Source organism: Eubacterium sp. AF22-8LB (assembly GCF_003458715.1).
Taxonomy (GTDB): Bacteria; Bacillota_I; Bacilli_A; order Erysipelotrichales; family Erysipelotrichaceae; genus Holdemanella.
This window is the reverse complement of the sequence record NZ_QRVI01000009.1, coordinates 26,778-53,507: the sequence shown is the minus strand read 5'-3', so window position 1 is coordinate 53,507 and position 26,730 is coordinate 26,778. Positions and strand designations below refer to the sequence as shown.

21 protein-coding genes, 1 other RNA gene and 1 other annotated feature are annotated in these 26,730 nt (G+C 32.8%); of the genes, 5 read left to right on the top strand and 17 right to left on the bottom strand.

Annotation, left to right across the window (positions count from 1 at the left end):
* Nucleotides 1-68 precede the first annotated feature (68 nt).
* Both DWY01_RS04985 and DWY01_RS04980 read left to right on the top strand, forming a co-directional pair.
* Complete coding sequence (locus tag DWY01_RS04985) at nucleotides 69-1,586, top strand: 4Fe-4S dicluster domain-containing protein (RefSeq protein ID WP_117994114.1); 1,518 nt, start codon at nucleotides 69-71, stop codon at nucleotides 1,584-1,586.
* 59 nt (nucleotides 1,587-1,645) lie between these two features.
* Nucleotides 1,646-3,556, top strand: coding sequence for an NAD(+) synthase (locus DWY01_RS04980; protein ID WP_243001964.1), 1,911 nt, complete (start codon nucleotides 1,646-1,648; stop codon nucleotides 3,554-3,556).
* Nucleotides 3,557-3,570: 14 nt separating this feature from the next.
* Here DWY01_RS04980 and DWY01_RS11790 read toward each other — a convergent pair whose 3' ends face one another.
* Together DWY01_RS11790 and DWY01_RS11785 are read right to left on the bottom strand one after the other, a co-directional pair.
* Nucleotides 3,571-3,663, bottom strand: a complete 93-nt coding sequence (locus tag DWY01_RS11790; protein ID WP_243001963.1) for a hypothetical protein — start codon at nucleotides 3,661-3,663, stop codon at nucleotides 3,571-3,573.
* A 23-nt stretch (nucleotides 3,664-3,686) separates the two neighbouring features.
* Complete coding sequence (locus tag DWY01_RS11785) at nucleotides 3,687-4,148, bottom strand: YitT family protein (RefSeq protein WP_243001962.1); 462 nt, start codon at nucleotides 4,146-4,148, stop codon at nucleotides 3,687-3,689.
* A 659-nt stretch (nucleotides 4,149-4,807) separates the two neighbouring features.
* On the opposite strand from DWY01_RS11785, the gene DWY01_RS04970 reads away from it, so the two are divergent.
* The gene (locus DWY01_RS04970) at nucleotides 4,808-6,274 is read left to right on the top strand and encodes an ISL3 family transposase (protein WP_117994105.1); all 1,467 of its coding nucleotides are present in this window, start codon (nucleotides 4,808-4,810) and stop codon (nucleotides 6,272-6,274) included.
* A gap of 192 nt (nucleotides 6,275-6,466) precedes the next feature.
* Here the strand turns inward: DWY01_RS04970 and DWY01_RS04965 are convergent, their stop codons facing one another.
* Genes DWY01_RS04965 through mutS form a run of 6 tightly spaced genes read right to left on the bottom strand, consistent with a single transcriptional unit; the run spans nucleotide 6,467 to nucleotide 14,674 of the window.
* Nucleotides 6,467-7,738: an HlyC/CorC family transporter gene (locus DWY01_RS04965; RefSeq protein WP_117994101.1), complete on the bottom strand. Its 1,272-nt coding sequence runs from the start codon at nucleotides 7,736-7,738 to the stop codon at nucleotides 6,467-6,469.
* A 38-nt stretch (nucleotides 7,739-7,776) separates the two neighbouring features.
* Nucleotides 7,777-8,676 (bottom strand): diacylglycerol kinase family protein, encoded by a 900-nt coding sequence (locus tag DWY01_RS04960; RefSeq protein WP_117994097.1) that lies wholly within the window; start codon nucleotides 8,674-8,676, stop codon nucleotides 7,777-7,779.
* A 14-nt stretch (nucleotides 8,677-8,690) separates the two neighbouring features.
* Nucleotides 8,691-9,377 carry a ThiF family adenylyltransferase gene (locus DWY01_RS04955; protein WP_117994093.1) on the bottom strand — a complete coding sequence of 229 codons (687 nt, stop codon included), beginning with the start codon at nucleotides 9,375-9,377 and terminating at the stop codon, nucleotides 8,691-8,693.
* Complete coding sequence (miaA, locus tag DWY01_RS04950) at nucleotides 9,364-10,278, bottom strand: tRNA (adenosine(37)-N6)-dimethylallyltransferase MiaA (protein WP_117994089.1); 915 nt, start codon at nucleotides 10,276-10,278, stop codon at nucleotides 9,364-9,366. Before miaA ends, DWY01_RS04955 begins: the two co-directional genes overlap by 14 nt.
* Entirely contained in the window at nucleotides 10,271-12,103 is a 1,833-nt protein-coding gene (mutL, locus tag DWY01_RS04945) for a DNA mismatch repair endonuclease MutL (protein ID WP_117994085.1), read from the bottom strand. Before mutL ends, miaA begins: the two co-directional genes overlap by 8 nt.
* 30 nt (nucleotides 12,104-12,133) lie before the next feature.
* Nucleotides 12,134-14,674, bottom strand: coding sequence for a DNA mismatch repair protein MutS (gene mutS / locus DWY01_RS04940; RefSeq protein ID WP_117994081.1), 2,541 nt, complete (start codon nucleotides 14,672-14,674; stop codon nucleotides 12,134-12,136).
* A gap of 85 nt (nucleotides 14,675-14,759) precedes the next feature.
* Between mutS and DWY01_RS04935 the strand changes: the two genes are divergently transcribed.
* Nucleotides 14,760-15,974, top strand: a complete 1,215-nt coding sequence (locus DWY01_RS04935; RefSeq protein WP_117994077.1) for an FtsW/RodA/SpoVE family cell cycle protein — start codon at nucleotides 14,760-14,762, stop codon at nucleotides 15,972-15,974.
* Here DWY01_RS04935 and DWY01_RS04930 read toward each other — a convergent pair.
* Nucleotides 15,971-16,744 (bottom strand): NAD kinase, encoded by a 774-nt coding sequence (locus DWY01_RS04930; protein ID WP_117994072.1) that lies wholly within the window; start codon nucleotides 16,742-16,744, stop codon nucleotides 15,971-15,973. The two genes, DWY01_RS04935 and DWY01_RS04930, sit on opposite strands and share 4 nt — an antisense overlap.
* Before the next feature lie 54 nt (nucleotides 16,745-16,798).
* On the opposite strand from DWY01_RS04930, the gene DWY01_RS04925 reads away from it, so the two are divergent.
* Complete coding sequence (locus tag DWY01_RS04925; RefSeq protein ID WP_117994069.1) at nucleotides 16,799-17,344, top strand: CYTH domain-containing protein; 546 nt, start codon at nucleotides 16,799-16,801, stop codon at nucleotides 17,342-17,344.
* Here DWY01_RS04925 and DWY01_RS04920 read toward each other — a convergent pair.
* The 8 genes from DWY01_RS04920 to gyrA form a co-directional block, all read right to left on the bottom strand.
* Complete coding sequence (locus DWY01_RS04920) at nucleotides 17,341-17,889, bottom strand: hypothetical protein (RefSeq protein ID WP_117994064.1); 549 nt, start codon at nucleotides 17,887-17,889, stop codon at nucleotides 17,341-17,343. The genes DWY01_RS04925 and DWY01_RS04920 overlap by 4 nt on opposite strands.
* 681 nt (nucleotides 17,890-18,570) lie before the next feature.
* Complete coding sequence (gene recR, locus DWY01_RS04915) at nucleotides 18,571-19,158, bottom strand: recombination mediator RecR (protein WP_117994060.1); 588 nt, start codon at nucleotides 19,156-19,158, stop codon at nucleotides 18,571-18,573.
* A gap of 10 nt (nucleotides 19,159-19,168) precedes the next feature.
* The gene (dnaX, locus tag DWY01_RS04910; protein ID WP_117994056.1) at nucleotides 19,169-20,932 is read right to left on the bottom strand and encodes a DNA polymerase III subunit gamma/tau; all 1,764 of its coding nucleotides are present in this window, start codon (nucleotides 20,930-20,932) and stop codon (nucleotides 19,169-19,171) included.
* 123 nt (nucleotides 20,933-21,055) lie between these two features.
* On the bottom strand, nucleotides 21,056-21,535 hold the full coding sequence (gene tadA / locus DWY01_RS04905; RefSeq protein WP_243001961.1) for a tRNA adenosine(34) deaminase TadA: 480 nt from the start codon (nucleotides 21,533-21,535) through the stop codon (nucleotides 21,056-21,058).
* A gap of 40 nt (nucleotides 21,536-21,575) precedes the next feature.
* An RNA gene (gene ffs, locus DWY01_RS04900) (signal recognition particle sRNA small type) lies at nucleotides 21,576-21,673 on the bottom strand.
* Nucleotides 21,674-21,733: 60 nt separating this feature from the next.
* The gene (gene serS / locus DWY01_RS04895; RefSeq protein WP_117994048.1) at nucleotides 21,734-23,017 is read right to left on the bottom strand and encodes a serine--tRNA ligase; all 1,284 of its coding nucleotides are present in this window, start codon (nucleotides 23,015-23,017) and stop codon (nucleotides 21,734-21,736) included.
* A 39-nt stretch (nucleotides 23,018-23,056) separates the two neighbouring features.
* Nucleotides 23,057-23,267, bottom strand: a binding site (T-box leader).
* Nucleotides 23,268-23,828: 561 nt separating this feature from the next.
* Complete coding sequence (locus tag DWY01_RS04885; protein WP_117994041.1) at nucleotides 23,829-24,164, bottom strand: helix-turn-helix domain-containing protein; 336 nt, start codon at nucleotides 24,162-24,164, stop codon at nucleotides 23,829-23,831.
* A gap of 86 nt (nucleotides 24,165-24,250) precedes the next feature.
* Nucleotides 24,251-26,719 carry a DNA gyrase subunit A gene (gyrA, locus tag DWY01_RS04880; protein ID WP_117994037.1) on the bottom strand — a complete coding sequence of 823 codons (2,469 nt, stop codon included), beginning with the start codon at nucleotides 26,717-26,719 and terminating at the stop codon, nucleotides 24,251-24,253.
* Nucleotides 26,720-26,730: the final 11 nt, after the last annotated feature.

The following is a 26,730-nucleotide window of genomic DNA, read 5'->3' as shown; positions in this document are numbered from 1 at the left end:
TTCACAAAGACTCTTTTTACTATATAATGTTATTGAGTCTATGTTGAGGAAAAGAATTAGGAGGAAATATGAGAGGAATTTATAACTCGGTAACTGACCTTCGTCGTCAGGTCTTTACTGCCATCGCTTCAATGGCATACGATGACAATACAGATTATTCTAAACGTATGGAAGAAATCCCATACGAAATTTTACCAGGTACAAAAGCTAAATATCGTGAAAGCATATTCTTGGAACGTGCAATTGTAGGTGAAAGATTACGTTTAGGAATGGGATTGCCTGTTCGTGACATCACTGAATACACAAATGTTTCAGATGGTATTGAAGAAAGTACAATTGCGAAAAAATATTATGATGACCCTCTTATCAATATTATTAAATTCGCATGTAACGCTTGTCCAGAAAAGAAAGTTTTCGTAACAAATGCTTGTCAGGGATGTTTATCTCACCAATGTACAGAAGTGTGTCCAAAAGACGCTATCCATATTGTGAATGGAAAAAGCTGCATTGACCAAGAAAAATGTATTAAATGTGGACGTTGTATGGATGCATGTCCATATCACGCAATCACAAAATTAGAACGTCCTTGTGCTGCAAGCTGTGGAATGGACGCAATCAAATCAGATGAAGATGGAAAAGCAGAAATCGATTACGATAAATGTGTAAGCTGTGGAATGTGTCTAGTTAACTGTCCATTTGGTGCTATTGTTGATAAAGGACAAATTTTCCAAACAATTTATGCCATGAAAGAAGGTTATGAAGTAATTGCAGCCATTGCGCCTGCTTTCGTTGGTCAATTTGGTCCAACTGTAACTCCAGATAAGGTAAAAGATGCATTGAAAGCCGTTGGTTTTGCGGATGTTGTTGAAGTTGCGATTGGTGCTGACTTATGTACAATCGAAGAAGCTGAAGACTTCTTAGATAAAGTTCCAGAAAAACAACCATTCATGGCTACTAGCTGCTGCCCAGCATGGTCAGTTATGGCGAAGAAAAACTTCCCTGACTTTGCACCATACATTTCAATGGCACTTACTCCAATGGTATTGACAGGTCGTTTAATCAAAAAAGAAAAACCAAACGCAAAAGTCGTATTCATCGGTCCTTGTGCAGCTAAAAAATTAGAGGCTAGCCGTAAATCCGTACGTAGTGATATTGACTTCGTATTAACTTTTGAAGAAGTTATGGGTATGTTTAATGCGAAAGGTATTCAATTAGATCAAATCACAACTTCAGATCCAATGACAGAAGGAACAAATGCTGGTCGTGGATTTGCAGTAAGTGGTGGTGTTGCCAAAGCCGTTAAAGATTTAATTCTAAAACAACATCCTGGAACCGAGGTTAAGGTTCAGGCTGCTGAAGGATTAAAGAACTGTAAGACAATGTTAATGATGGCTAAAGCCGGAAGATTAAATGGATACCTACTTGAAGGTATGGCATGTCCTGGTGGATGTGTTGCCGGTGCAGGTACTTTGCAGCCAATCAATAAATCAAGCGCATTGGTTAAAAAATACGCTACTGAAAACGATAAGAAAGATGCAGATGAATCTGCATACGGAGATCGTCTTCACGATTTAAGTGAACATTAATCAAAGACGTCCTTAAAAAGGACGTCTTTTTTTGGTATAATCTTCTTTGGAAATGAGGTATGAACATGCATCGTTATTCATATTATAAAACGGCTGCCTGCACTCCTGAAGTTTATATTGGAGATCCACAGGCTAATAAAGAAGAAATTTTAAAATGCATCCAAGAATTAGATAAAGATACACAACTTGTAGTATTTCCAGAACTATGTATTACCGGTTATACATGTCAGGATCTATTTTATGAACACAGCTTATTGAACAAGACAAAACAAGTCCTATTTGAAATTGTAGAAGAACTACCCGAAAACCTAGTTACAGTTTTAGGCTTACCTTTAGAAATTGATAATAAGCTTTATAACTGTGCTGCCATCTGCTTCAATCATGATATTTTAGGTATTCAAGTTAAAACATATATTCCTAGCTATAATGAATTCTATGAGACAAGATGGTTTTCAAGCGCAAATGAACTTAAAGAAGATACTACATTTACATTTAAAGATAAAAAAGTTCCTGTATCGAATCACATTGTATTTAAAGATACAACTACATCAGCTACCTTAGGCATTGAAATTTGTGAAGATCTTTGGGTAACCATTCCAGTAAGTTCAACCCATGCTCTGGCTGGAGCTAATGTATTGTGTAATTTAAGTGCTTCGAATGAAATCATTTCAAAGGCCAACTATAGAAAAAATCTAGTCAAAGATCAAAGTGCTAAATGTTATGCAGGCTATGTATATGCCAGTGCTGGTCCTACAGAAAGTTCTAGTGATTTAGTTTTCTCTGGACACAATTTAATTTGTGAAAATGGAGCTATTTTAAGTGAAACAAAAACAGATAAAATCATTTATGGTCAAATTGATTTAGACCATTTAAACCATGATCGTCTACACTATAAGACAAGTATGCAAGATATTTTCCATGTAAACTATACAACTGTAGAATTCGCATCAAAACCAATTGATGAAATTGAATTCAATCGATTTATTGATGCCTATCCATTTGTACCAAACAATCAAGAAGAACGTATTGCCCGCTGCTTAGAAATCTTACATATTCAAGCACAAGGATTGGCAACCCGCCTTTCAAAAATTCATTGTCAAGATGTTGTAATTGGAATTAGTGGTGGATTGGATTCGACTCTTGCTTTACTTGTATGTCATGAAGCCTTTAAAATCAACAACTATGACGCTAAAGGAATTCATGCGATCACAATGCCAGGCTTTGGAACGACAAAACGTACAAAATCCAATGCACAAATCTTAATGGATCTATTACATGTTTCTAGTGAAGAAATTTCAATTGTGGATGGTGTAAATCAGCATTTTAAAGATATTCACCATAATCCTGAGATTCATAATATTACGTATGAAAACTCACAGGCTCGTGAAAGAACACAAATTCTTATGGACTTAAGCAATGCCTACAATGCAATTGTTGTGGGTACCGGAGATTTGAGTGAACTCGCATTAGGTTGGTGCACATACAATGGGGATCACATGAGCATGTATGCCGTAAATGCGAGTGTTCCTAAAACATTAGTTCGCTATATCGTTGAAAGTGTTGCACTAAAAGATGAAGTACTACATGATGTATTGATGGATATTTGTGACACACCTGTATCACCGGAGCTTTTACCACCTGATAAAAATGGCAAAATTGCACAAAAAACAGAAGAGGTATTAGGATCTTATGATCTTCATGATTTCTTCTTATATCAAATGTTAAGATATCATGATGAACCAAAGAAAATCTATGATTTAGCTTGTGTTGCATTCAAAGATGTAGAAAAAGAAACAATAAAAAAGGCCATCTCAACATTCTATAATCGTTTCTTTACGCAACAATTCAAAAGAAACTGTATGCCAGATGGTGTTAAGGTTGGATCTATTTGTTTCTCACCTAGAGGTGATTGGAGAATGCCAAGTGATGCATCAAGAAATCTATGGACAAAACAAGTGGAGGAAATTTAATTCCCCCACTTTTCTTATGCTTTATCTATATTATTTGAAAAGATATCTGCAACTTCACTCATAATAATATAAGCCCCAGAATCGATTTCATGCACTCTTTCTTTCATGCGGTTTACCTGATAGCGATTGACTACAAAATACACAATAGATTTCGTCGTTTTGAATATCCACACGTGCCATCAACTCTAGTAACGCCACTTGCAAACGTTTCACATATTTCTTTAGGATATTCTGTAACAATCATAGCACATTTTTCACGATCAATACCTTCAACAACAAAATTAATTGTCTTTAATGCCGCTGAATAAGCAACTACCGAATAAAGTGGTAATACCCAGCTATTTAGTACGATTCCACAAAACATGTATAAAATCACATTATAGATCATCACAAAGGTTCCTACTGTAATTCCAATGCGTTTTGAAAATATCACAGCCATGACTTCAATAACATCCATAGCACCACCAAAACGAATGGCTAAACCACTTCCAATGCCTGAAATCATACTACCAAATAGTGCACAAAGAAGTAAAGAAGTACCCGCTAGCGGTGAAGCAATACTTACATCAATGGGTAAAACATCCATAATCAACCATGCGAATAAAAAATAGATTAATACGGTATATATGGCATAGAGTATAAACTGCTTTCCTTATTTTTTGAGTCCAATCAAAAATAAAGGAATATTTAAAATCAATAAGAAGAACGACAAGGATAAATAAAGATGGTGTAATCTGTTCAAGTGACATGGATGTTCCAGAAATGCCACTATCATACAATTTCACAGGTGTCATACATAATATAATCAATTCCTGCAATTGTCATCATACATAAATTTGTAATACGAGGTGTTTGGTTTTGTTTAATAACTCAGCACTCCTTTTTAGAGCTTCATTTTAACATACATATACACTAAAATCATTTCATCAACAAATCTTTTAGACAATTTAAAAGAACAGACTATTTTTTAGCCTGTTCGGGTAACCAATTTTAATTGGGGTCATTATTTTTGGGGTCTAATTTGGGGTCAATTTTAGGGGTGACTTTTGGGGTCTATAAATTGACCCTTTTTCTTTTCTCTTTTCACCATAGATTGTTCACTTTTTATTTATTATTTCTCAGTTGTTTATTTATATTCGTTCAGAGCTATTTATAACCGACTCTAAAAGCTTTCTAGATTTATCAGAGTGAGTTATCACCTATAATGTTTATGTTGTGTTTTTCTTTGTTGTTCAGGAGGTAAACATTATTATGGAACACAACACTAATCAAAATTCTAATTATCTGGCTCTTCTTAATCTAGCCGATGATGGCACTTATACTGTTACTAAAATTGAAATCATTGGTTCTGATAAATTTGTTTATATTGAGAAAAACTTGAAACCTACTCTTTGTCCTATGTGTCAGTCTCGTATGCATTCCAAGGGTATATATGTTCGAAAAGTAAATCATCCTATCTCCCAAGATTCAATGGATACTTACTTGATAGTACGACAACGTAGATGGGTGTGTAAGGAATGTGGTCATACGGAGAATGATTCCTTCCCGTTTTTGGATAAATACTCGCATTCTTCAAATATCACTCCATATTTGATTCTTAATGCATTCAAGACTCTTACTAAATCAACAGCTGAGATTGCTGCTCAATTCAATATTTCTGATTCAACTGCACGTCTGATATTTAAGCGTTACGTAGATCTTCCCAGACTTCCTTTGCCTGAATACATATCAATAGATGAAGTATATCTGGATATCAGTAACACTGAAAAATATGCATTTGTCATTATGGATTTTTCTACAGGACAAATCATTGATATCATCCACAATCGCTGGCATTCTACTCTTGAAAGTTACTTCCTATCCATCCCACTTAAGGAAAGATTAAATGTCAAAGGTGTTATATCAGATGCTTACAAGGCCTACCTTACTATGCCTGAAGAGTTTTTTCCTAATGCGATCACAATCCTCGACTCTTTTCATGTGGTTAAAGTTATCATTTCTCAAATGAATGCTTATATCTACAAAGTAATGAAGAAATACAAGAAAAGAGACGAACAAAGGCTAAAAGAAAAAAATCACGATACGAACCGTGATGATAAGTCTATAAAGCCTTCTAAAGAAGTAATCCTGCTACAAAATTATAAATGGGTCATCCTTAAAAACCGTGATGAGATCAATTATTCTACAAAGAGATATTATCATAAAATGCTTGGTATGAATGTAGATACATTCACTATTGAAAAAATGTTCCTGGAACTAGATTCAAATTTTGAAAAGCTTCGCGATTTAAAAGAAGATTATATTGAATTCAACAACCAGGAATATGAAAGCGAATTGGATGTATTGACCAATTTAAATACTTTGATCAACAAATACAAATATTCAGATCAGTCGATATTTAGTGATTTTGCCTTGTTTCTTATAAAATACAAAGAACCAATCGTTAATTCCTTTATTAAAGTAAAGGTCTATAGAAAGAGTGCACGAACAGAACAAGAATACTATGCACGTCTTTCCAATGGACCTATGGAATCTTTCAACAGGAAGCCAAAAGATCTTAAACGAGAATCTAGAGGATTCTCTGATTTTAATTATACACGCAATCGTATTCTCTGGGCTACAAGAGACAATCCAAGTGTTAGAGGCATTCCTAAATCAAATAATGAGATAAAAAAGAACAAAGGAAAAAAACGCGGACCATACAACAAAAAGAAATAACTCAAAAAATATAACCATAATCAAATAATCATAGTAAGAAAAACACAACTAAAAAAGAGATGCACTTCTGCATGTACCAACATACAGATTTACATCTCTTTTTATTTTAAAATTTTAACGAATCTTACAGACCCCAAACTAGGCCCCAATTGTTTACGCTAAAACCCTAAATGATTTTGGTTACCCTTATAGTTAAACATCCTTTTCTTTTAATGTATCTGGTAAAATTAATCTTACGGATTCAATACGATTTTTTTCTACTTTTAAGACTTTAATACGAATTCCATTTGGCAATATCGTTTCATCATTTGTCTGTGGCAAACGTCCTAATGTATCAATTACCAATCCTCCAATTGAATCAAAATCTTCACTGTCTAAGTCTAAATCCAAATAATCATTTAGATCATGTAAACTTAAATAACCTTTCACATCATATGTCTGATTATTTAGTTTTACAATATTTTCTTCTTCATGCGCATCATATTCATCTTGAACATCACCAACAATTTCTTCAATGATATCTTCCAATGTTACAATTCCGGAAAACTCTCCATATTCATCCATTACAATTGCTAGGTTAAATGTAGATTCTTTCATTTCCATCAACAATTCAGACACTTTTTTATTTTCATATGTGAATTTTGGTTTACGGAGTATTTTTTTTATGTCAAACTGTGAAAAATCATCGTACATCAATAAGTCTTTCATATTCACAATTCCAACTATATTATCGATTTTTTCTTTATAGATTGGAATACGCGTAAACTTTTCTTCTCTAAATATCGCCAATAAATCCTTATATGTGCAATTTTCCTCCGCCATCACAACGTGTACACGAGGAACCATGACTTCCTTTGCTTTGGCATCCCCCAAATCAAACACTTTATTGATCATATCTTTTTCATCTTCTTCGATGACACCTTCTTCGTGGGAAACATCTACAATTGTACGTAGCTCACTTTCAGTCATAGATATGTTTTTATTAGGATCCTGTATACCCATCAATTTTAAAATAGCTGAACTAAATAAGTTTACAAACCATATAACAGGTGTCAACAATTTCATCAATAAAGATATAATTGGTGCATATGTAATGGCGAGTTTATCCGCATTGATTGTTGCCCATGTTTTAGGTGTAATTTCTCCAAAAACCAAAATTAAAAAAGTAATGATAAAAGTAGCAATACTAACAGCAGCTCCACCAAAGGAATAGGCTATTAAAGAAGCAATACTGGCCGCTGATGTATTAACTAGGTTATTTCCAATCAAAATTGCACTTAGCATTTTTGATTGATTCTCCAATATTTTTAAAGCCAATGCAGCTTTTTTATTGCCTTCTTCTTCTAATGTTCTTAAGCGAATTTTACTTACTGAAACCATTGATGTTTCAGCTGAAGAAAAGAAGCCAGATAAAGCTAATAAAACAATTAATTCTAGGATTTGTATCCATAAATCCGAGTCCATTTTTCACACTCCCTATATTTTTGACTATTGTATCATACTCACGAAATTCTAGGAAGAGCGAGACGAATTGCTTTTTCTACAATTTCAATTGTAGGATTTTTAAATTCTTTTACTTCACCATCCAAATTCGCATAAATAATTTCATTTTCTGTATCTATATGAACCGTTTTAGCTTGGTACATAGAGACTAAATTTTTATATTGTGTATGTGTTCCTTCTTGATACTTTTTAGCTAATTTTACAATCTGATGCCTTTTTACATTTGAAATCAGACACACGTCCATCCAACCATCGGCAATATTGGCTTCTGGACAAGGTTTAAATCCTCCTCCATAGTATTTTCCGTTCGCAAATACCAAGAATCCATAATTATCTTTTGCTAATTTTTCTGTATCAATCTGGACTTTGTATTCTTTACATATTGGTTTTCTTAAGCTTACCAAGGCCGATAAGGCATATGGAATAATACCTTCTGTGGGCATTTTTTTCTTTAATTCATTTACTTGTCTTGCGACTTCAACATCAAAACCAAAAGAGACAGTATTTATTGAGTATTCTCCATTTACACGTATTAAATCACAGTCCATATATTCTGGATTTGAATAGTTTGCCAAATTTAAAAAATCTTCTTTTTTGATGTTTTCAAAGTATTTGACAAAATCATTCCCTGTACCAATTGGAATTACTGAAATAATCACATTTTCCTTTTGCGCACACCCATTGATTACTTCATGTAATGTTCCATCTCCTCCGCATACATATAAATGTACAGGTTCATTCGATAAAGCATATTTTTTCGCAATAAAAGTTGCATGTTCAGGACCTTTTGTTTTTTCAATGATAATTCGTTTACCTTGAAAATGCTCTTTAATTTCTTTTATTAATTCATACTGGTTATTCTTTCCAGATTTGGGATTTACAATAAATACATCCTTCATATGCTTTTTCCTCTTTATACTTCAATTAATCTATGTATACACTCACTCGCAAGAAGTAACCCCGCACTCGCTGGTACAAATATTGCACTTGGCAATGGTTGACCTGATTCTACCGGTGTTGGAATTTCTGTCGATGCAACAACCCATATTTTATTTCGGATACGATTTTTTCTTTTCCATTGACGAATTTGTTTTGCCATTGGATCGTAACTTGTTTTTTCAATTTCTGTAACAATCAATTTAGTAGGATCTTTTCGTCTAGCCATCCCCATACTTGATAAAAACGGAATATTTCGGTCAATACATGCCTGCATTAAATCTTTCTTACTTTTTATAGAGTCAATGCAATCTACGACAAAATCGATAGGTTGTGAAAAAATCTCTTCATCCTTTGTCTGATCGTAAAAAAATGCATATGTATCCACAATACAATTAGGATTTAACTTAGCGATTCTTTCCTTTAATACGTCTACCTTGATTCTATTTACCGTATCTAAGGTTGCGACTAATTGTCGATTTATATTGCTTGGCTCCACACAATCCTTATCAATTAGAATTAAATGTCCTATACCCGTTCTTGCGAGTGCCTCAACACAAAATGAGCCAACACCACCAACTCCAACAACTAGAACAGTCTTTTCCTTAAGTGTTTCTAAAGCTTCTTTTCCTAACAATAGTTCACTTCTCTCATTTGTCTGCATGACTTAACCATTCCTTTACTGCATCATATATTTCATCTCTATCCTGTGCTTCAAACCAATGTACTGGCATTTGATTTTTGAACCATGTATATTGTCTTTTCGCATATTGCCTTGAATGTGTCTTGATAGCTGTCTTTACTTCATCTAAATTCTTTTCACCTAAAAAATAATCTTTAAACTCTTTATATCCTATTCCTTGAAAGCTTGTATATTCCCATGTTTGTGGATTAGAAAATAATTCTTCTACTTCTTTAACCAAACCATTTTCAAACATGATATCCACTCTTTTATTGATTCGATCATGTAAAATATTACGATCCACATCCAGTCCTAAGAAATAAACATCATATAATGGAATGTGCTGCTGCTTGTCTTCTTGTTCTGATTTTGATGTACCACTATGGCAAATCTGAAGAGCTCGTATCAGCCGTTTACGATTATTGGGATGAATCTTTTCCAAAGCTTTTCTATCTTGTTCTTCCAACATCTTAACAAGTTCTTCATTGCTTTTTGAATCTAAATAACTTTTAAAAGCTTCATCTTCTTTTTCTTCTTGAAATTCATAATCATATAAAGCAGCCTTTAAATAAAGCCCTGTTCCACCACATAAAATAGGAAACTTTTGTCTTTTTACTACATCATCTATTGCCTTGCGACATTTTTCTTGAAACACTTTTACATTATAAGCTTCATCATAATCTTGAACATCAATAAGCTCATGATGTATACCTTCCATTTCTTCTTTGGTAACTTTTGCAGTTCCAATATCCATTTTTTTATATACCTGCATACTGTCACAAGAAATGATTTCCCCATTAAATCGCTTTGCCAGCCATACAGATAGACTTGTTTTACCAATTCCTGTTGGTCCTACAATCGCTAATATTTTTTGTTTATCCACGTTCAAATTCCTTTCTTAATTCACTATCACTCATCACAATAACAGTTGGTCTTCCGTGCGGACAATGATATGGCTGTTTACACTTTTGTAAATCGAGAATGACCTGCTTCATCTCCTGCATCGATAATGGACGATTGAATCGAATCGAACTATGGCACGCCATAGTCGCAATCATATGCTTTCTGAGTTTTGCCATATCAACATCTTGATTTTCCACAAAATAATCAAGTAAATCTTGTAAAAATTGTTTTTGATCTACATCATGAAACCAAAGTGGAATTTCTCTTAAAATCAATTGATCGGTTCCAAAGGGTTCAAATTCAATCCCAAAAAACGCTGTTTTTTCATTGATTGTCATATATTGTGCCAATACATTACTTGATACATCTAATTGAATTGGCACCATTAATGGCTGTTTATTTGTGCATTGCACCAATAGTTTTTCATTTAATTGTTCATAATGATATCTTTCTTGGGCAGCATGCTGATCAACAATCACAAGTCCGTCTTCATTACTGCACAGGATATATGAATCGTGTAATTGAGCTAAAACCTGTAAATGTAAAAAGAATTCTGGTCCTTTATCATTCTTATCTTCCTTAGGAATTGGATATGAAATCGGCTCTTCCTGTATTTTTATTTCAGAAACTCTTTTATCTTCATATACTTTTTTTTCCACAGTAATCGGTTTTGTATCAATTTCTCTTATAGGTTTATAATTTTTAAAGCTTTGTTCAATTACTTTATTCTCTTTTTGTTGCTTCACCGGATATGAATATTGAATTTCAGGCTGCTCAAAAACCACACTCCTCTTTTCCGGCTTACTTACAGAAACCGTTTTTAAAGAGGCGTTTAATGCATTTTGAATCGTAGTTTTGATTAAATCCAACATTTCTCCTTGTTTAGATAAACGTACTTCCCATTTATTCGGATGTACGTTTACATCCACCAATTGCGTATCTGAATCCATTTGTAAAACAACAATTGGAAAACGATTTGGTGGCATATAGTCACTATATGCATCTAAAATTGCTTTTTGAATAGCTACACTTCGAATAAGTCGTGTATTTAAAGTCAAAAACATAAAATATTTTGTAGCACGATTGATTTTTGGTTGAATTGCATATCCATGAATATGAAAATCATCATTACTTCCTTCAAAAGGAATTGCATTCTGTGCCACTTCTTTTCCATACATTTGGTAAAGAATCTCTTGTATATTCCCATTTCCACTTGTTTGAAATACAACTCTTCCATCATGCGAAAGTGTAAATCGTATATTTGGATGTGATAAAGCCATTTTATTCATTAAATCGGCAATAACTGAAAATTCATAGGATGTACTTTTTAAATGCTTAAATCTAGCCGGTGTTTTCACGAATAATCCAGATACATCTAATTTAGTTCCTCTAGGACAATTGCATTTTTCATCGACATCTAAGCTTCCATAGTTATATCTTAATAAGGTTCCTTCGTTTCCATCGCTTGTTTGTAGCTCAACTTGTGCTACTGAAGCAATACTTGGCAAAGCTTCTCCTCGAAACCCCATCGTTTGAATATTGAACAATTCTTCTTCTGAATGCATTTTACTTGTGGCATGGCGCATAAAGGCTAAGTGGGCGTCTTCATGATCCATTCCGCATCCATCATCTGTTATAACGATTCGCTCTATACCACCTTGATATACTTCCACTTCAATCACTGTTGAACCAGCATCAATACTATTTTCCACGCATTCTTTTACAATTCCCGCAGGACGTTCAACAACTTCTCCTGCTGCAATCATATTTGTTAAATGTTCACTTAAAACATGTATTTTAGCCATTTTCACACCTCCATTCATATGAATTTCATATTATGAATCGATTTTTTCACTAAGTTTCTTTAACTCATATAAACAATCTAAAGCTTCTCTTGGAGACATCGAATCAATATCCAATTCCTGTAATCGTTGTAAGAGCATCGATTTTTCTGGTTGAACTTGATCCATGACAAATAAGCTTGGTTGATAACTTTGATTTGTTTCTTGATTTTCATAATTTGATAAAAGTTGCGCTGCTCGATCTAAAACAACTTTAGGCAAATGAGCTAATTTAGCAACATTAATTCCGTATGATTTATCTGCTTTACCATCGACAACACGATATCTGAATTCAATTTCATTTTTTTCTTCTCTTACATCAACATGAACATTACGCATTGATTTATGTTCTGCTTCTAAATCCGTTAATTCATGATAGTGAGTCGAGAAAAGTGTTTTTGCACCAATAGCTTCATCAATATATTCAAGCATCGCTTGTGCCAATGCCATACCATCATATGTTGCGGTTCCACGTCCAATTTCATCAAACAGAATCAAAGAATGCTTTGTGGCGTAGCGTAAGGCAACATTAGCTTCCATCATTTCAACCATGAAAGTACTTTTTCCTGTCAAAATATCATCGGATGCACCTATTCTAGTAAATATTCGGTCAAAGATTGGTAATTCAGCTTTTTTAGCAGGAACAAAGCTTCCCATTTGTGCCATGACCACTAACAATGCATTTTGACGCATATACGTTGATTTACCACCCATATTTGGCCCCGTAATTAATTGGATATGCTCATCTTTTGACATTTTCCAATCATTAGAAACATATCTTTTTTTCTTCATACGGTCATCCAAAATAGGGTGTTTTCCTTCTACCACATTTACTTCATAATTCGGATGGAAGGTCGGGCATACATATCCTTTTTCACTTGCCAAAATAGCTAAAGAAACAAGTACATCAATTGTTGCCAACGCTTGTGCACATGCATGTAAATCAAACAAATCCCTTTTGATTCTTAACAATAAATTCGTAAATAAAGTCTGTTCTAATTTTACCTTCGTTTCTTGTGCATGCAATATTTGATCTTCTTTTTCCTTTAATTCCTGCGTAATAAATCGAGTCGCATTCGTCAATGTTTGCTTTGTATGATACCCAAATTCCTCTTTGATATTTCCTAAGTTACCATTTCGAACTTCAATGAAATATCCAAAAATACGATTATATCCAATTTTTAAAGACTTTACTCCCGTTCTTTCGCGTTCCTTAGCTTCAAGTTCTAAAATAAAATCTTTGCCCTTCTTCGCAATCTCTCTTACTTCATCCAATTCTTGGTTATAGCCATCATTAAAGACGCCACCTTCTTTTAATGTTAATGGTGGATTTTCAACAATTGCATTTTTTATTTCATTATATAAGTCTTGGCATGATGGCACACTCAAAAATTCTGGATATGAATTTAATGAAGAAGCTAAATCTAATATTGGTTTGGCATGTTCTAATGTAGCTACAAGCTGTAACACATCTCTAGGACTCGCATTTCCATAAGCCATACGACTGGCTAAACGTTCCATATCATAAACGTAAACTAAATGTTCTTTCAGATTCTCTCTTAACATAAAGTTTTCTTTTAAATCTTTTACCGCTTCTTGCCTTTTCGCAATTTTTTCAACATCAATTAAGGGATATTCAATCCATCTCTTTAACATTCGAGATCCCATCGCACTTTGGCATTTATCCATAAAAGACCATAAACTTTCCGCTTTTGCATTTGTTGATTGACTATAAACAAGCTCTAAATGATTCTTAGTCTCATAATCCATCACCAATACTTTATCTTTATCCATAGATTCTATTGGTAAAAAATGATCGATATGTTGTTTTTGTGTGTCTTTTAAATAAGCCATCAACAATGCGAATGCCTCTTTTAATGACTCTGATTCAATTCCATTTAATAGAGGTAAATCCTCAGAATCAATATTTGCCTTTTTATGTTTTGAAATGAGCATTGTATCCATTTCTTCTAGAGCAGCCATCCATTTTTTATCCATTGTCATTGGGCAAACAAGTTCACTTACATTTTGTTCTAACAATGCCTTTTGCAGTGCCACTAAAGATCTCTGTAATGTTTGATACTTCAACTCACCCGTGCTTAATTCGCAATAGATGACTGTGATTTCAAAACTCGAAACATCGCAAGATGCCATATAGTTTGTTGACTTGGCATCCATTGTTGCATCCATATAAGTTCCTGGTGTAATTATTTTAATAATTCCTCGATCTACTAATCCTTTTGCGGTAGATGGATCTTCTAGTTGTTCACAAATCGCAACTTTATACCCTTTTTTTACAAGTCTTTGAATATATGAATTGGCCGCATGAAAAGGCACTCCACACATAGGAACCTTTTCTTCTACGCCTGCACTTCTTCCTGTTAATACCAAATCTAATTCTTGCGAAACCAATTTTGCATCTTCAAAAAACATTTCATAAAAATCACCTAAACGATAAAATAGAATCGCATCCGGATTTTCTTCTTTCATTTGTAAATAATGTTGCATCATTGGTGTATATTTTTTTTCTGCCATAAATCATCTTCCTAACAGGACTATTATACCAAAAAAACACAATAAATATGTTATAATTAAGATTATTGAATAAGGAGGTTTTCTGATGAAACAAACAATTCAATGGAAAAATAAATCTATCCAGTTTGACATTGGTTTGATTCTTATATTAATCCTTTTTGGTATGACCAGTTGTTTTGCGTTATACAATTCATTTAACTTGATAAAATCTGGAAGTGGAAATTCTTATTTATTACGACAATTATTCTGGTTTGTTGTTGGATTCATAACTATGTTTATCCTTTCAAACGTTCAGAATAAAAAAATATATTCTTATATGAATGTAGCATACAAGATATTGATGCTTTGTCTAATTTATTTGTTCTTTTCTCGCTTATTATTTAACATCATTGGTTTTTCATTGCCTTTCGCAAACGAAGTAAATGGTGCCATTTCATGGTTTCAATTGCCTTTGATTGGTAGTTTTCAACCGAGTGAATTTATAAAAATCGTACTTATCATATTGGTTTCTCAAATCATCGTTGACCATCAAAACGAACATCCAAACCCATCTCATAAAGACGATTTATTATTACTATGGAAAATTATTAAAGTATTATTTCCACCATTATTCTTGATTATGATGCAACCTGATACTGGCGTGTGTATCATCATTACCTTCAACATTTTCGTTTTATTATGTTGTAGTGGAATTCGTAAGGAATATATCATTGGAATCTTTGCTTTCGTAGTTATTGTAGTATGCACATTCTTATTCTTATATTTTGAACATCCGGAAATTCTTTCTTCATTTATTTCTTCTTATAAACTCCAAAGAATTGATGCATGGCTAGAGCCAGAAAGTAACATTCGCGGTAGTTCTAACCAGCTTTATACCGCTTTATTATCATTAGGTAGTGCAGGGCTTACCGGATATGGTTTACAAGCAAATATCATTTCAATTCCAGAAGCACATACCGACTTCATTTTTGCAGCATTCGGCCAATGTTTTGGCTTTATCGGAACAACATTTATTCTATTACTTTGTCTGCTGTTAGATATTTATTTATGTAAAATCGCTTATGCTACAAAAAGCCGAAAAGATCGATTTGTCGTTATTGGTATCATTGCTATGCTATTATATCAACAACTTCAAAACACAGGAATGATTGTTGGATTGTTACCAATCACCGGTATTACCCTTCCACTTATATCCTATGGAGGAAGTAGTATTCTTTCATATTTTATATCATTTGCTATTATTTTAAACATTTCTCCCGCATCAAAAAGAACGATTCGATTGAATCGTTCTAGAAGTTAATATAGATTTTTTAATCTTGTTAAGTAAGAATAAGTACGGTATCTTGCAAATCGTACTTTTTTTTCGCTCGAATGAATGATGATTTCAGAAATAGATGCTAAATCTCTTTCTAAATGATCGTAACATACATGTGCATATGCCAAAGTATCTCCTCGAACACCAATTTTTCTTGTATCATTCATAATATATGGATTTTTTAGGGAATGGTGATTCTTATGTGATATTGGCATGATTTCACATAATTGAAGCACTTTTAATCCCGGATCAACTACAGCACCTTTCAATGCACGATTCACTGCTGTAGAACCTGATTGTGTACTAACACAAATTCCTGAACCTTGACAACTTTCGAAAAATTCATCGTCAATTGATATATCTAAAACCAATGTTTTAGCTAAACTCTCTATACGAACTTCGTTTAATGCATATAAAGTCTCATTAACTTGTGGAAGATCCATTTGCAATAAATTAAACGCTTCAATTCTGGGTTTATTATGCTGTAAATCATATACTAAATGATCCACTTCATCTTGTGTATAATCTGTAAAAAAACCTAAATTACCCGTATGTATCGCAACAAACTGAATTTCATCCAATCTATCTATATATGTGTGAATTGCTCTTAATAAAGTACCATCTCCACCAACAGAAAAGATGATTTCAGATTTTTCTTCATCATACTCCCATCCAATGGCAATACATTTTTTCTTTAGAGTTTCTGCTACTCTTTTTGAATTATCGTCTCCTCTGTCTACTAAACTGAAACGCATCAAATCACTTCCTCTTTTATTGAATCTATTGTAACATATTTATGGGTGATATGAATGTACGATAATATTGAAAGAGAATTGAAATTATTGGTTGATGAAAAAGCATATAACGAATTACTCCGTTCATATGATTTTCATAATCCGATAATACAGACAAACACATACTTTGACACAGATAATCAAGATGTAAAAAAACAACATGGTGCAGTACGAATCCGAACAATTCAAGGCAAAAAAATATTCACATTAAAAATTAGAAAAGATGAATATACACACTATGAATTTGAAAAAGAGATCAACACTGAAAATATAAATGAAATTAACGATCCAGAAATATTAAATTGGTTTGATCAATATCAAATTCCTAAAAATTTAAATCCAATAGCAAGTTTTACTACTTTAAGAAATGTATATGAATTTGAAAATGGAGAATTATGTTTAGATAAGACTGTTTACAATCATAAAATAGATTATGAAATTGAATATGAATACACTTCAGATCATGATGGAATCCACTTTTTTAATTCAATCTTAGAAAAATACGGCTTAAAATGGATAAAAAATTGCCCTAGCAAAATCGCTAGAGCTATGAATGATTAAAATTTATGTGTTAATCGATAGAAGAAGGATTTAGAGTTATATTCTTCTTCTTTTTTCTTATAATTTTCAATTTCTTCCTGATTCTTATTATAACGTTCTTCAATCTCTTTTAGTTTCTGATTTTCAGATTCCAATTCAGATATTTTATCATCTTTTGATTGAGCTTCAATCAAAAATGTTTGTTTACTTTTTTCAATTTCCAATTTTAATTTTTCTTGATATAATTGCTCGATCTGTGCTTGCGCTTTCTCTTTTTCTTCTATAATAGCCTTTAATTTCTCATTTTCAAATCTTAATTCCATTTCTACTGTAGAAACTTCATGTTTTTCTTTTCTAAAATAAGTAGATAGCCTTTCTACCCCTTCAGCTTTAATTGTTATTCTTCGAGTTGCAGGATTTTTATATTTCCAATCTTTATCTGGGTTGTCTTTTACAAGTTTTGCGATTGCTTTATCCACTGTATTTCTGGATTTATTAAAATGCTGGCATATCTGAGCAATATCCATATCATAATAAACATCAATTGCTGAAGCTTCTTCAGGCATATTTACGTCCCCTTCCTATGAAATTCATAATAATGTTATAACGAGTCACGATTAGTCTATCATAGTTTCTTAAATAAATCTACAATAATATATGAAATTCCTATATATTTTATCTGACATTCTCATAATACTTCTTTTTTCATACCCTTCTCACGTGAATCATCCTATTTGAACTTATACACCTTTTATAGTTATTGTACATGTTCATATTTATTTCACATGAACAGGCATTTTATTTTCCTATAGGCTACACTTTTCATATGAATATTTAGATTCTAAATTTATGTTCATATGATTTAAAAATTATTGTTTTCTTCTTCATATGAACTAAAATTCACATGTTTTTAAAATCATATTTGAAATCATATTTTAAATATCTAGCTTTATTAAAATCACATGGATTTAAATTTTAATTAAATCGAATAGGATTTGTCATATTTCAATCATATGATTGGCGTGATTTTATATTTAGATATTTTACTTCTCCATGCACTTCATATGATTTATATACCCCTTTCATATTATAATTCAACAATTTTACATAATTAATTTTACCTGTATACTTTTCATTCTCAACGTTCATATGATTTATAAAACATTATATGAATTTACTTATTTAAATCATATATACATAAAAAAATCGTATGATATGTCATAAATATATCATACGATTAAGCATATTTAAGAGCTTTTACGCCCTTCAAATGCTTTTAACAATGTCATTGCGTCTGTATAGTCCAAATGGCTTCCTACGGGTATACCATGTGCCAGACGAGTGACTCTACACTTCCCTTCTAATAGCTTAGATATATAAAGTGATGTTGTTTCTCCTTCTACTGTTGGATCCAATGCTAATATCACTTCTTCAGTATCATTGTTAATGCGGTCTACCAAAGACATAATATTTAATTGATCTGGCAGAATTCCTTTCTGTGTATTAATTAATCCATCCAATACATGGTACACACCATTATATTCCTGCATCGACTCAATAGTAGATATATCCTTTGGATTTTGTACCACACATATGATATTCTGATTTCTACTTGAATCATTACAGAAGTCACATAGTTCACCCTCTGTTAAGTTTCCGCATCGAGTACATTTCTTCACATTCTTTTTTAAGACTCTTAAAATATCTGAAAATTCAGATATCTCTTCTTCAGACCACCCAAGTACTGTAAAAGCATAACGTTCTGCTGTTTTTGCTCCTACACCTGGTAATTTCTGAAATTCATATATTAAATCATCAAAAGTTTTAGGATACATAGTTCACCTTCTAATCTTCTTTTATTTCTATGTCTGGAAACAAACTTTTCATATGATCTTCAATACTCATATGATTCTCATCTTCCGTATGTTTATTCTTTAAATTTATCTGACATGGTTCTGGAAGATTACCACTAATCATTTTCTCTTTAAAGCTATCTAACACTCTTGTTTGTTGTACTTTATCCAATGCGAATACTTTCTTAGCTTTACCTAGTAATACTTCCATAAAGTCTTCATATCCATACTTTAATTCAAACTCATTAATTTGTTTTGCGAATATTTCACTTGCAACACAAACCACAATATAATTTGATCCACTAGCCATAATAGTACTATTTCTTAATGTTGCTGCATATTTTCCAAATTCTAAACTTGATATGAATTGTCCTAAATTATTGAATTTACTTGTATCAATGTTTCTTTCCATTTTTGTAGCGCCAACTAGTAGCTGTACTACAAAATCATCATTTAATATGATTTTATTATTTGTGTTTTCTGATCGTTTTAATGTTTCACGTGAAACATCAGAAATTTCAGATTTATCAGAAGCCTCTATTTTATCGTCTATCTGGTTCTTATTCTCAATAATATCTGAGTTATCAGAAGTCTCATCATATGATGTTTCATAATCTTCATCTTCCACATTTTCATGAGAAGGTTCATTGTCCATTTGTAAATCATATCCTTTTGTTTCATATGAATAACTTGATATTTTTAATAAAGACGCTTCTAGATAATCTAATGCATTAGATGCATAAGTATACTTATTGTAGGTATCCATCAATTCATCCATACACTTAATTCTGAAATTTACAGGTGCTGTTTTAAAATATTTCTGAATCATATTTTTATTCATATCAGATACTAATGTTGAATTTTCTGAATAATCTAGTATTAAACTATCTTTAAGCATATGAATGAAATCAGCAGTTAATCGCTTAATATCCATTCCCATATCAGAAAATTTCTGAATTGCGTTTACAAATGTATCTACATCTTTTTTATATACCGCATAAAATAATTTTCCAATATCTTCAGATGTGACGACTCCATAAATTTTACGAATATCATTCACATCAATATGTGAAGAACAATATGCAACACATTGATCCAATATAGATAATGCATCTCTCATTCCTCCATCCGCCAGTTGTGCAATAAGTGTTAAACCATCTTCAGCAATATCGATACCTTCATTCTTACAAACAATAGAAAGTCTATGCTTAATGTCTTGAATACTAACTTTGTTGAAATCAAATCTTTGACAACGAGAAATGATTGTAGGTAATACTTTATTTGGTTCTGTTGTCGCAAAGATAAAAATTACATGAGCAGGTGGCTCTTCGATTGTTTTTAACAATGCATTAAACGCTCCGGATGTCATCATGTGAACCTCATCAATAATATAGATTTTGTATTTACCTTGCATAGGTGCATACTTCACTTTATCAATCAGATTTCGTACTTCATCGACTCCGTTGTTACTAGCCGCATCTATTTCAATAATATCAGGGTGACTCCCATTTGCAGCCATCTTACAATTCTCACAAATGCCACATGGAGCATCTTCGTTATTCGTACAATTTAAAGTCTTCGCAAAGATTTTCGCAATAGAAGTTTTTCCAGTTCCTCTAGGTCCACAAAATAAATACGCATGTGCAATACGATTTTGAACAATCGCATTTTTCAATGTTTGGATTATATGTGTTTGACCAACCACTTCATCGAAATTGCTTGGTCTATATTTTCTATATAATGCTTGATATGCCATTACTATTATTCCTTTCTATATTCATATTTGAACAAATATTTATTCACTTCTGTATCTTATTTTATCATAAATTTATACCAATTAATGTACGATATTTGACACTATATGAAAAGCAGAAACCATTCATATCGATGATTTCTGCTTTTTTTTCTCTCTTTTCTTTTTAAAGAATTGTTTTAATAAATCTGAACATTCAGATTCTAAAATACCATTTGTATAAATAGGATGATGATTGAACTCAGATACCTCAAATAAATTCGTACAAGTTCCTACGCACCCACCTTTAGGATCTGAAGCACCATAGACAACTCTTGTGATTCTTGACTGTATGATTGCACCTGCACACATAGGACAAGGCTCTAGAGTAACATATAGACTACAATCTTCCAATCTCCAGGTTCCCAGTTTTTTACATGCTTTTTGTATAGCCATAATTTCTGCATGAGCAATACTTTGTTGCAATGTCTCACGCTTATTATATCCACGAGCTATAATTTTATTATCTTTTACAATAACACATCCTATAGGAACTTCATCATAGCTTTCTGCTTTTTTTGCCTGCTTGATAGCTTCCCTCATCCATTTCACATCATCCATATTCATATCCTCTTCCTATATATTTAATCATACATGAATTTAAGTAAAATATAAAAAAACTACTACACATGATGGAGCTTGCTCAAGGCTGCTTCGTTCCCGACCTGACCTGATTCACAAGATATCATTGTAGTAGCTCAGTAATTATACCAAATCCAATTTCAATACGCAATAGAAAAAAGCTGTCAATGACAGCCTTTCATATTAACCAATTTTCTTTTTTCCACCCATGTAAGGTTGTAATACTTCTGGAATCAAGATTGATCCATCAGCCTGTAAGTTGTTTTCTAAGAATGCAATCAACATTCTTGGTGGAGCAACACAAGTATTGTTCAATGTGTGTGCATAATACTTCTCGCCATTTTCTCCCTTAACACGAATCTTCAAACGACGTGCCTGAGCATCTGTTAAATTAGAACAGCTTCCAACTTCGAAATATTTTTTCTGACGTGGAGACCACGCTTCAACATCAACTGATTTACATTTTAAATCTGCCAAATCACCTGAACAGCATTCCAATGTACGTACTGGAATATCTAATGTTCTGAAGAATTCTACTGTATTCATATATAGCTTTTTAAACCATTCCATACTTTCTTCTGGTTTACAAACAACAATCATTTCTTGTTTTTCAAATTGGTGAATACGGTAAACTCCACGTTCTTCAATACCATGAGCACCTTTTTCTTTACGGAAACAAGGTGAGTATGAAGTATATGTGTAAGGTAAATCTTTTTCTTCAAGAATTGTATCTTTGAATTTACCAATCATAGAGTGTTCACTTGTACCAATTAAATACAAATCTTCACCCTCAATTTTGTACATCATACCTTCCATTTCAGCAAATGACATTACACCATCAACGACTGAACTACGAATCATATATGGTGGAATTACATAAGTGAATCCTTTTTTATCAATCATGAAATCACGAGCGTAATTTAAGATTGCTGAATGTAGACGAGCAATATCTCCCATTAAATAGTAGAATCCATTTCCAGCTACACGACGTGCTGCATCTAAATCAATGCCACTTAAACGTTCCATGATTTCAGTGTGATAAGGAATTTCAAAATCAGGAACAACAGGTTCTCCAAATTTTTCTAATTCAACGTTTTCACTATCATCTTTTCCAATAGGAACACTATCATCAATGATATTTGGAATCTGCATCATTTTTTCAGTTACCGACTCTCTTAATTTAATTTCTTTTTCTTCCAAGGCTGCTAACTCATGAGCAATCTCAGCCATTTGTTGTTTAATTTCTTCAGCTTCTTCTTTTTTACCTTGGCCCATCAACTTACCAATTTCTTTAGAAATCTTTTTACGATTAGCACGTAAATCATCTGCATGCTGCTGTGTTTGACGAAGTTCTTTATCCTCCATCAATACTTCATTTACTAAAGGCAATTTGTAGTCTTGGAACTTTTTCTTGATGTTCTCTTTTACAATGTCCGGATTTTCACGGACAAATTTCATATCTAGCATGATATCCTCCTTGCATAAAAAAAGAGACACCCGCACCCATAAAGGGACGATGTCTCGCGTTGCCACCCTTTTTACCATATATATACATATATGATCTCTTAACATGATAACGGTATGTACCGGATCAAACTACTTAATTTCATTTGATCACTCTAAGGTGCTGTTCAATTATTCATATCAGTATTTTCACCAAACATACTGTCTCTATAAATATATGAAATAACCTACTCATCCTTATCTTCGTGTTCAACACATTTATACCATTAAAACAAAGCTAAAGTCAACTGCTTATTCTTGTAATTAGCTTCATTATATCGGATTTGTCATATGATTTAACTTATCTACAAATCATATTCAATATCGCAAAAAAATAAAGTGTTAAAATATAAGAAATCCATTTATAATCCATTCCCATAAACACTAAAAAGTTGAACAAGAAAGACTTTTTCTGCGAAAAAGTAACACGTCCAAATAACGTGTACAGTCGTCCGGTAACATTTCAATAAGAACTCCATCCTAAATAAGGCTATTTACAATAGTCTGTTTTGTCATACCTATATAATTCAAGATCCAAATAATTCAGTCATTTTTAAATTTCCAAATTCATCTTCTCCGAAACCAAAATCTTAATACATAAACAAAAGTATCCCTATTAGGGAAAAGAAGGCATAAATTCTTTTAGATAAATTTGCATAATACAAATAATATAAGCCAATCACAGACATCGCAAAGATAGCTCCATTGCATAAAGAACCTAAAATACTTCCATAATCAGAAACATAAACACATGCCAAAACAAATATCATACATACTACGACAATTTTATCCACTGTTCTATCTTTTCTAAATTAAGAATAATATTTGTAACTCCTTCATTCGAATAACTCAAACTCTTTTTACATGATATCAATTCAGCCACAGAAACATGCAAAGATTCAGATAGGGCAGGTAACAATTGAATGTCTGGATATCCTATTCCACGTTCCCATCGGCTAACAGCTTTATCTGTGACATGTAGCTGTTGAGCTAATTCCATTTGCGTCATATTGTTTTCTTTTCTTAACTTACAGATAAACATTCCCATATCTTTTTCATCCACATATCTCACTTCTTTCGATAATAATTTATATCCATTATCAATCAACATAATGTTTATATCTGGGTTTTAGGTTGTTTTCGTCTGATTTTTCATATGAAAAAGGAGTAAAATCATAATTTCACTCCTTATATACTTTATTCTTCCGTATTTTCTTCTGATTCTTCTTCAGGCTCTTCATGATCTACTAATGTCATACGCGTTACTTTCGCATCGCCATTTAGGTTAATCAATCTTACGCCTTGTGTGTTTCTTCCGTAGATTCCTACATTCTCTAAAGCCACACGAATCATGATTCCATCACTCGCAACAATCATCGCATCTTCTTTACCTGTAACAGCACGCATACACATTAGCTTACCAGTCTTTTCTGTGATATTAATTGTGCTAACACCTTTTTTACCACGAGAAGTCAAACGATAATCTTCGAACTTACTACGTTTACCATAACCATTTTCTGAAACAACTAGAACGGTATCTCCCTCACTTGATAATGCAGCACCTACAACTTCACTGCCATCACAATTGAATCCTAATACACCACTTGCACTACGTCCCATGATACGAACTTGATCTTCGTTAAAACGTACAGCTTTACCATTAGATCCAGAAATAATAACTTCATCTTTTCCTGTAGTCAATTTTACAAATCGCAATTCATCATCTTGTTTTAAACTAATCGCAATCTTACCATTACGATTAATATTTTCAAATTCAGATACAGATGTACGTTTTACAATACCATTCTTTGTGACGAACAATAATGTTTCACTCTCATCATCCTTAGGAACTGCTACAAGAACATTTACTTTTTCACCTTTTTCCAAAGTCATTAAATTAACAATTGGAATACCCTTAGATGTTCTGGATCCACTTGGAACATTGTATCCTTTTAATCGATATACACGACCTTTATCTGTAAACAATAACAAGAAGTCATGTGTAGACATAGAAATCATTGTATCGATTGAATCCTCATCATTTAACGTCAATGATTTAATACCACGACCACCACGATTCTGAGCACGATATGTATCTACAAGCTGACGCTTAATATATCCTGACTCTGTTAATGTAATAATTACATCTTCTACTGGGATTAAATCTTCATCTTCCATATCAACAGAAGCATCACTGATTTCTGTTCTTCTTTCATCTCCATATTTCTGATCAATTTCAGATAAATCATCTCGAATGATTTGAAGAACACGATCATGATTAGCTAAGATATCTTTCAAATCTTCAATCGTTAATAATAACTGCTGATATTCATTTTCAATCTTATCTCTTTCCAATCCAGACAATCTTCTTAACTGCATTGCTAAGATAGCTTTTGCCTGAATCATACTCAATCCAAATGCATCACATAAATCTTGAGATAAGCCTGCTTCATCCTTTTTAGAACTACGAATCATATGAATAACTTCATCAATATGATCCATCGCAATACGTAAACCTTCTAAGATATGTGCACGATCCTGTGCTTTCTTTAATTCAAACTTCGTTTTTCTTACGACTACATCAACCTGGTGATCAATATAATCATGAATGATGTCTTTTAATGGCAATTGTTTAGGACGACCATTTTCCAATGCCAGCATATTAATACCGAATGAAGTTTGAAGAGGAGTTAATCTAAATAACTGATTTAAAATAACTTCTTCCTGTGCATCCTTCTTTAATTCCATTACAATACGTATACCTTCACGGTTACTTTCATCATTCAAATAAGTAACACCCTGAATGGCTTTATCACGAATTAAAGAAGCCATCTTAGTAATTAAGTTTGCCTTATTTACTTGATAAGGAATTTCATAGAAAATGATTTGTTTCTTTCCGTTCGATAATTCTTCCACACGATACTTCGAACGAATCATAATTGATCCTCTACCTGTTTCAAAGGCTTGACGAATACCCTTACGACCTAAAATAATACCACCAGTAGGGAAGTCTGGTCCTTTGATGACTTCCATCAATTGAGGAACCGTAATATCGGGATCATCCATTACTGCAAAAATGGCTTGAATTGTTTCTGATAAGTTGTGAGGTGGAATATTTGTTGCCATACCAACCGCAATACCCACAGCACCATTGATTAATAAGTTTGGAATACGACTAGGAAGCACAACCGGCTCATTTTCTTCACCATCATAGTTTGGAATAAAATCAACCGTATCCTTTTGAATATCTCGCATCATCTCCATAGATATTTTAGACATACGAGCTTCCGTATAACGCATTGCCGCAGCTCCATCTCCATCTAGAGAACCAAAGTTACCATGTCCATCCACTAATGGATAACGATAAGAGAAATCTTGGGCCATACGTACCATTGCATCATATACAGCTGTATCGCCATGAGGGTGATACTTACCAATAACTTCACCAACAATACGAGCACTCTTCTTATGTGCAACACCCGAAGTAATTCCTAATTGATTCATCGCATGTAAAATACGACGATGAACAGGCTTCATTCCATCACGAACATCTGGTAACGCACGTGAAACAATAACAGACATTGAATAATCAAGAAAGGCTGTACGCATTTCTTTGGATATTTCAACATCTTCTACATAGTCATATCGCTTATTTTCTTCTTCCATAAGGACCTCCT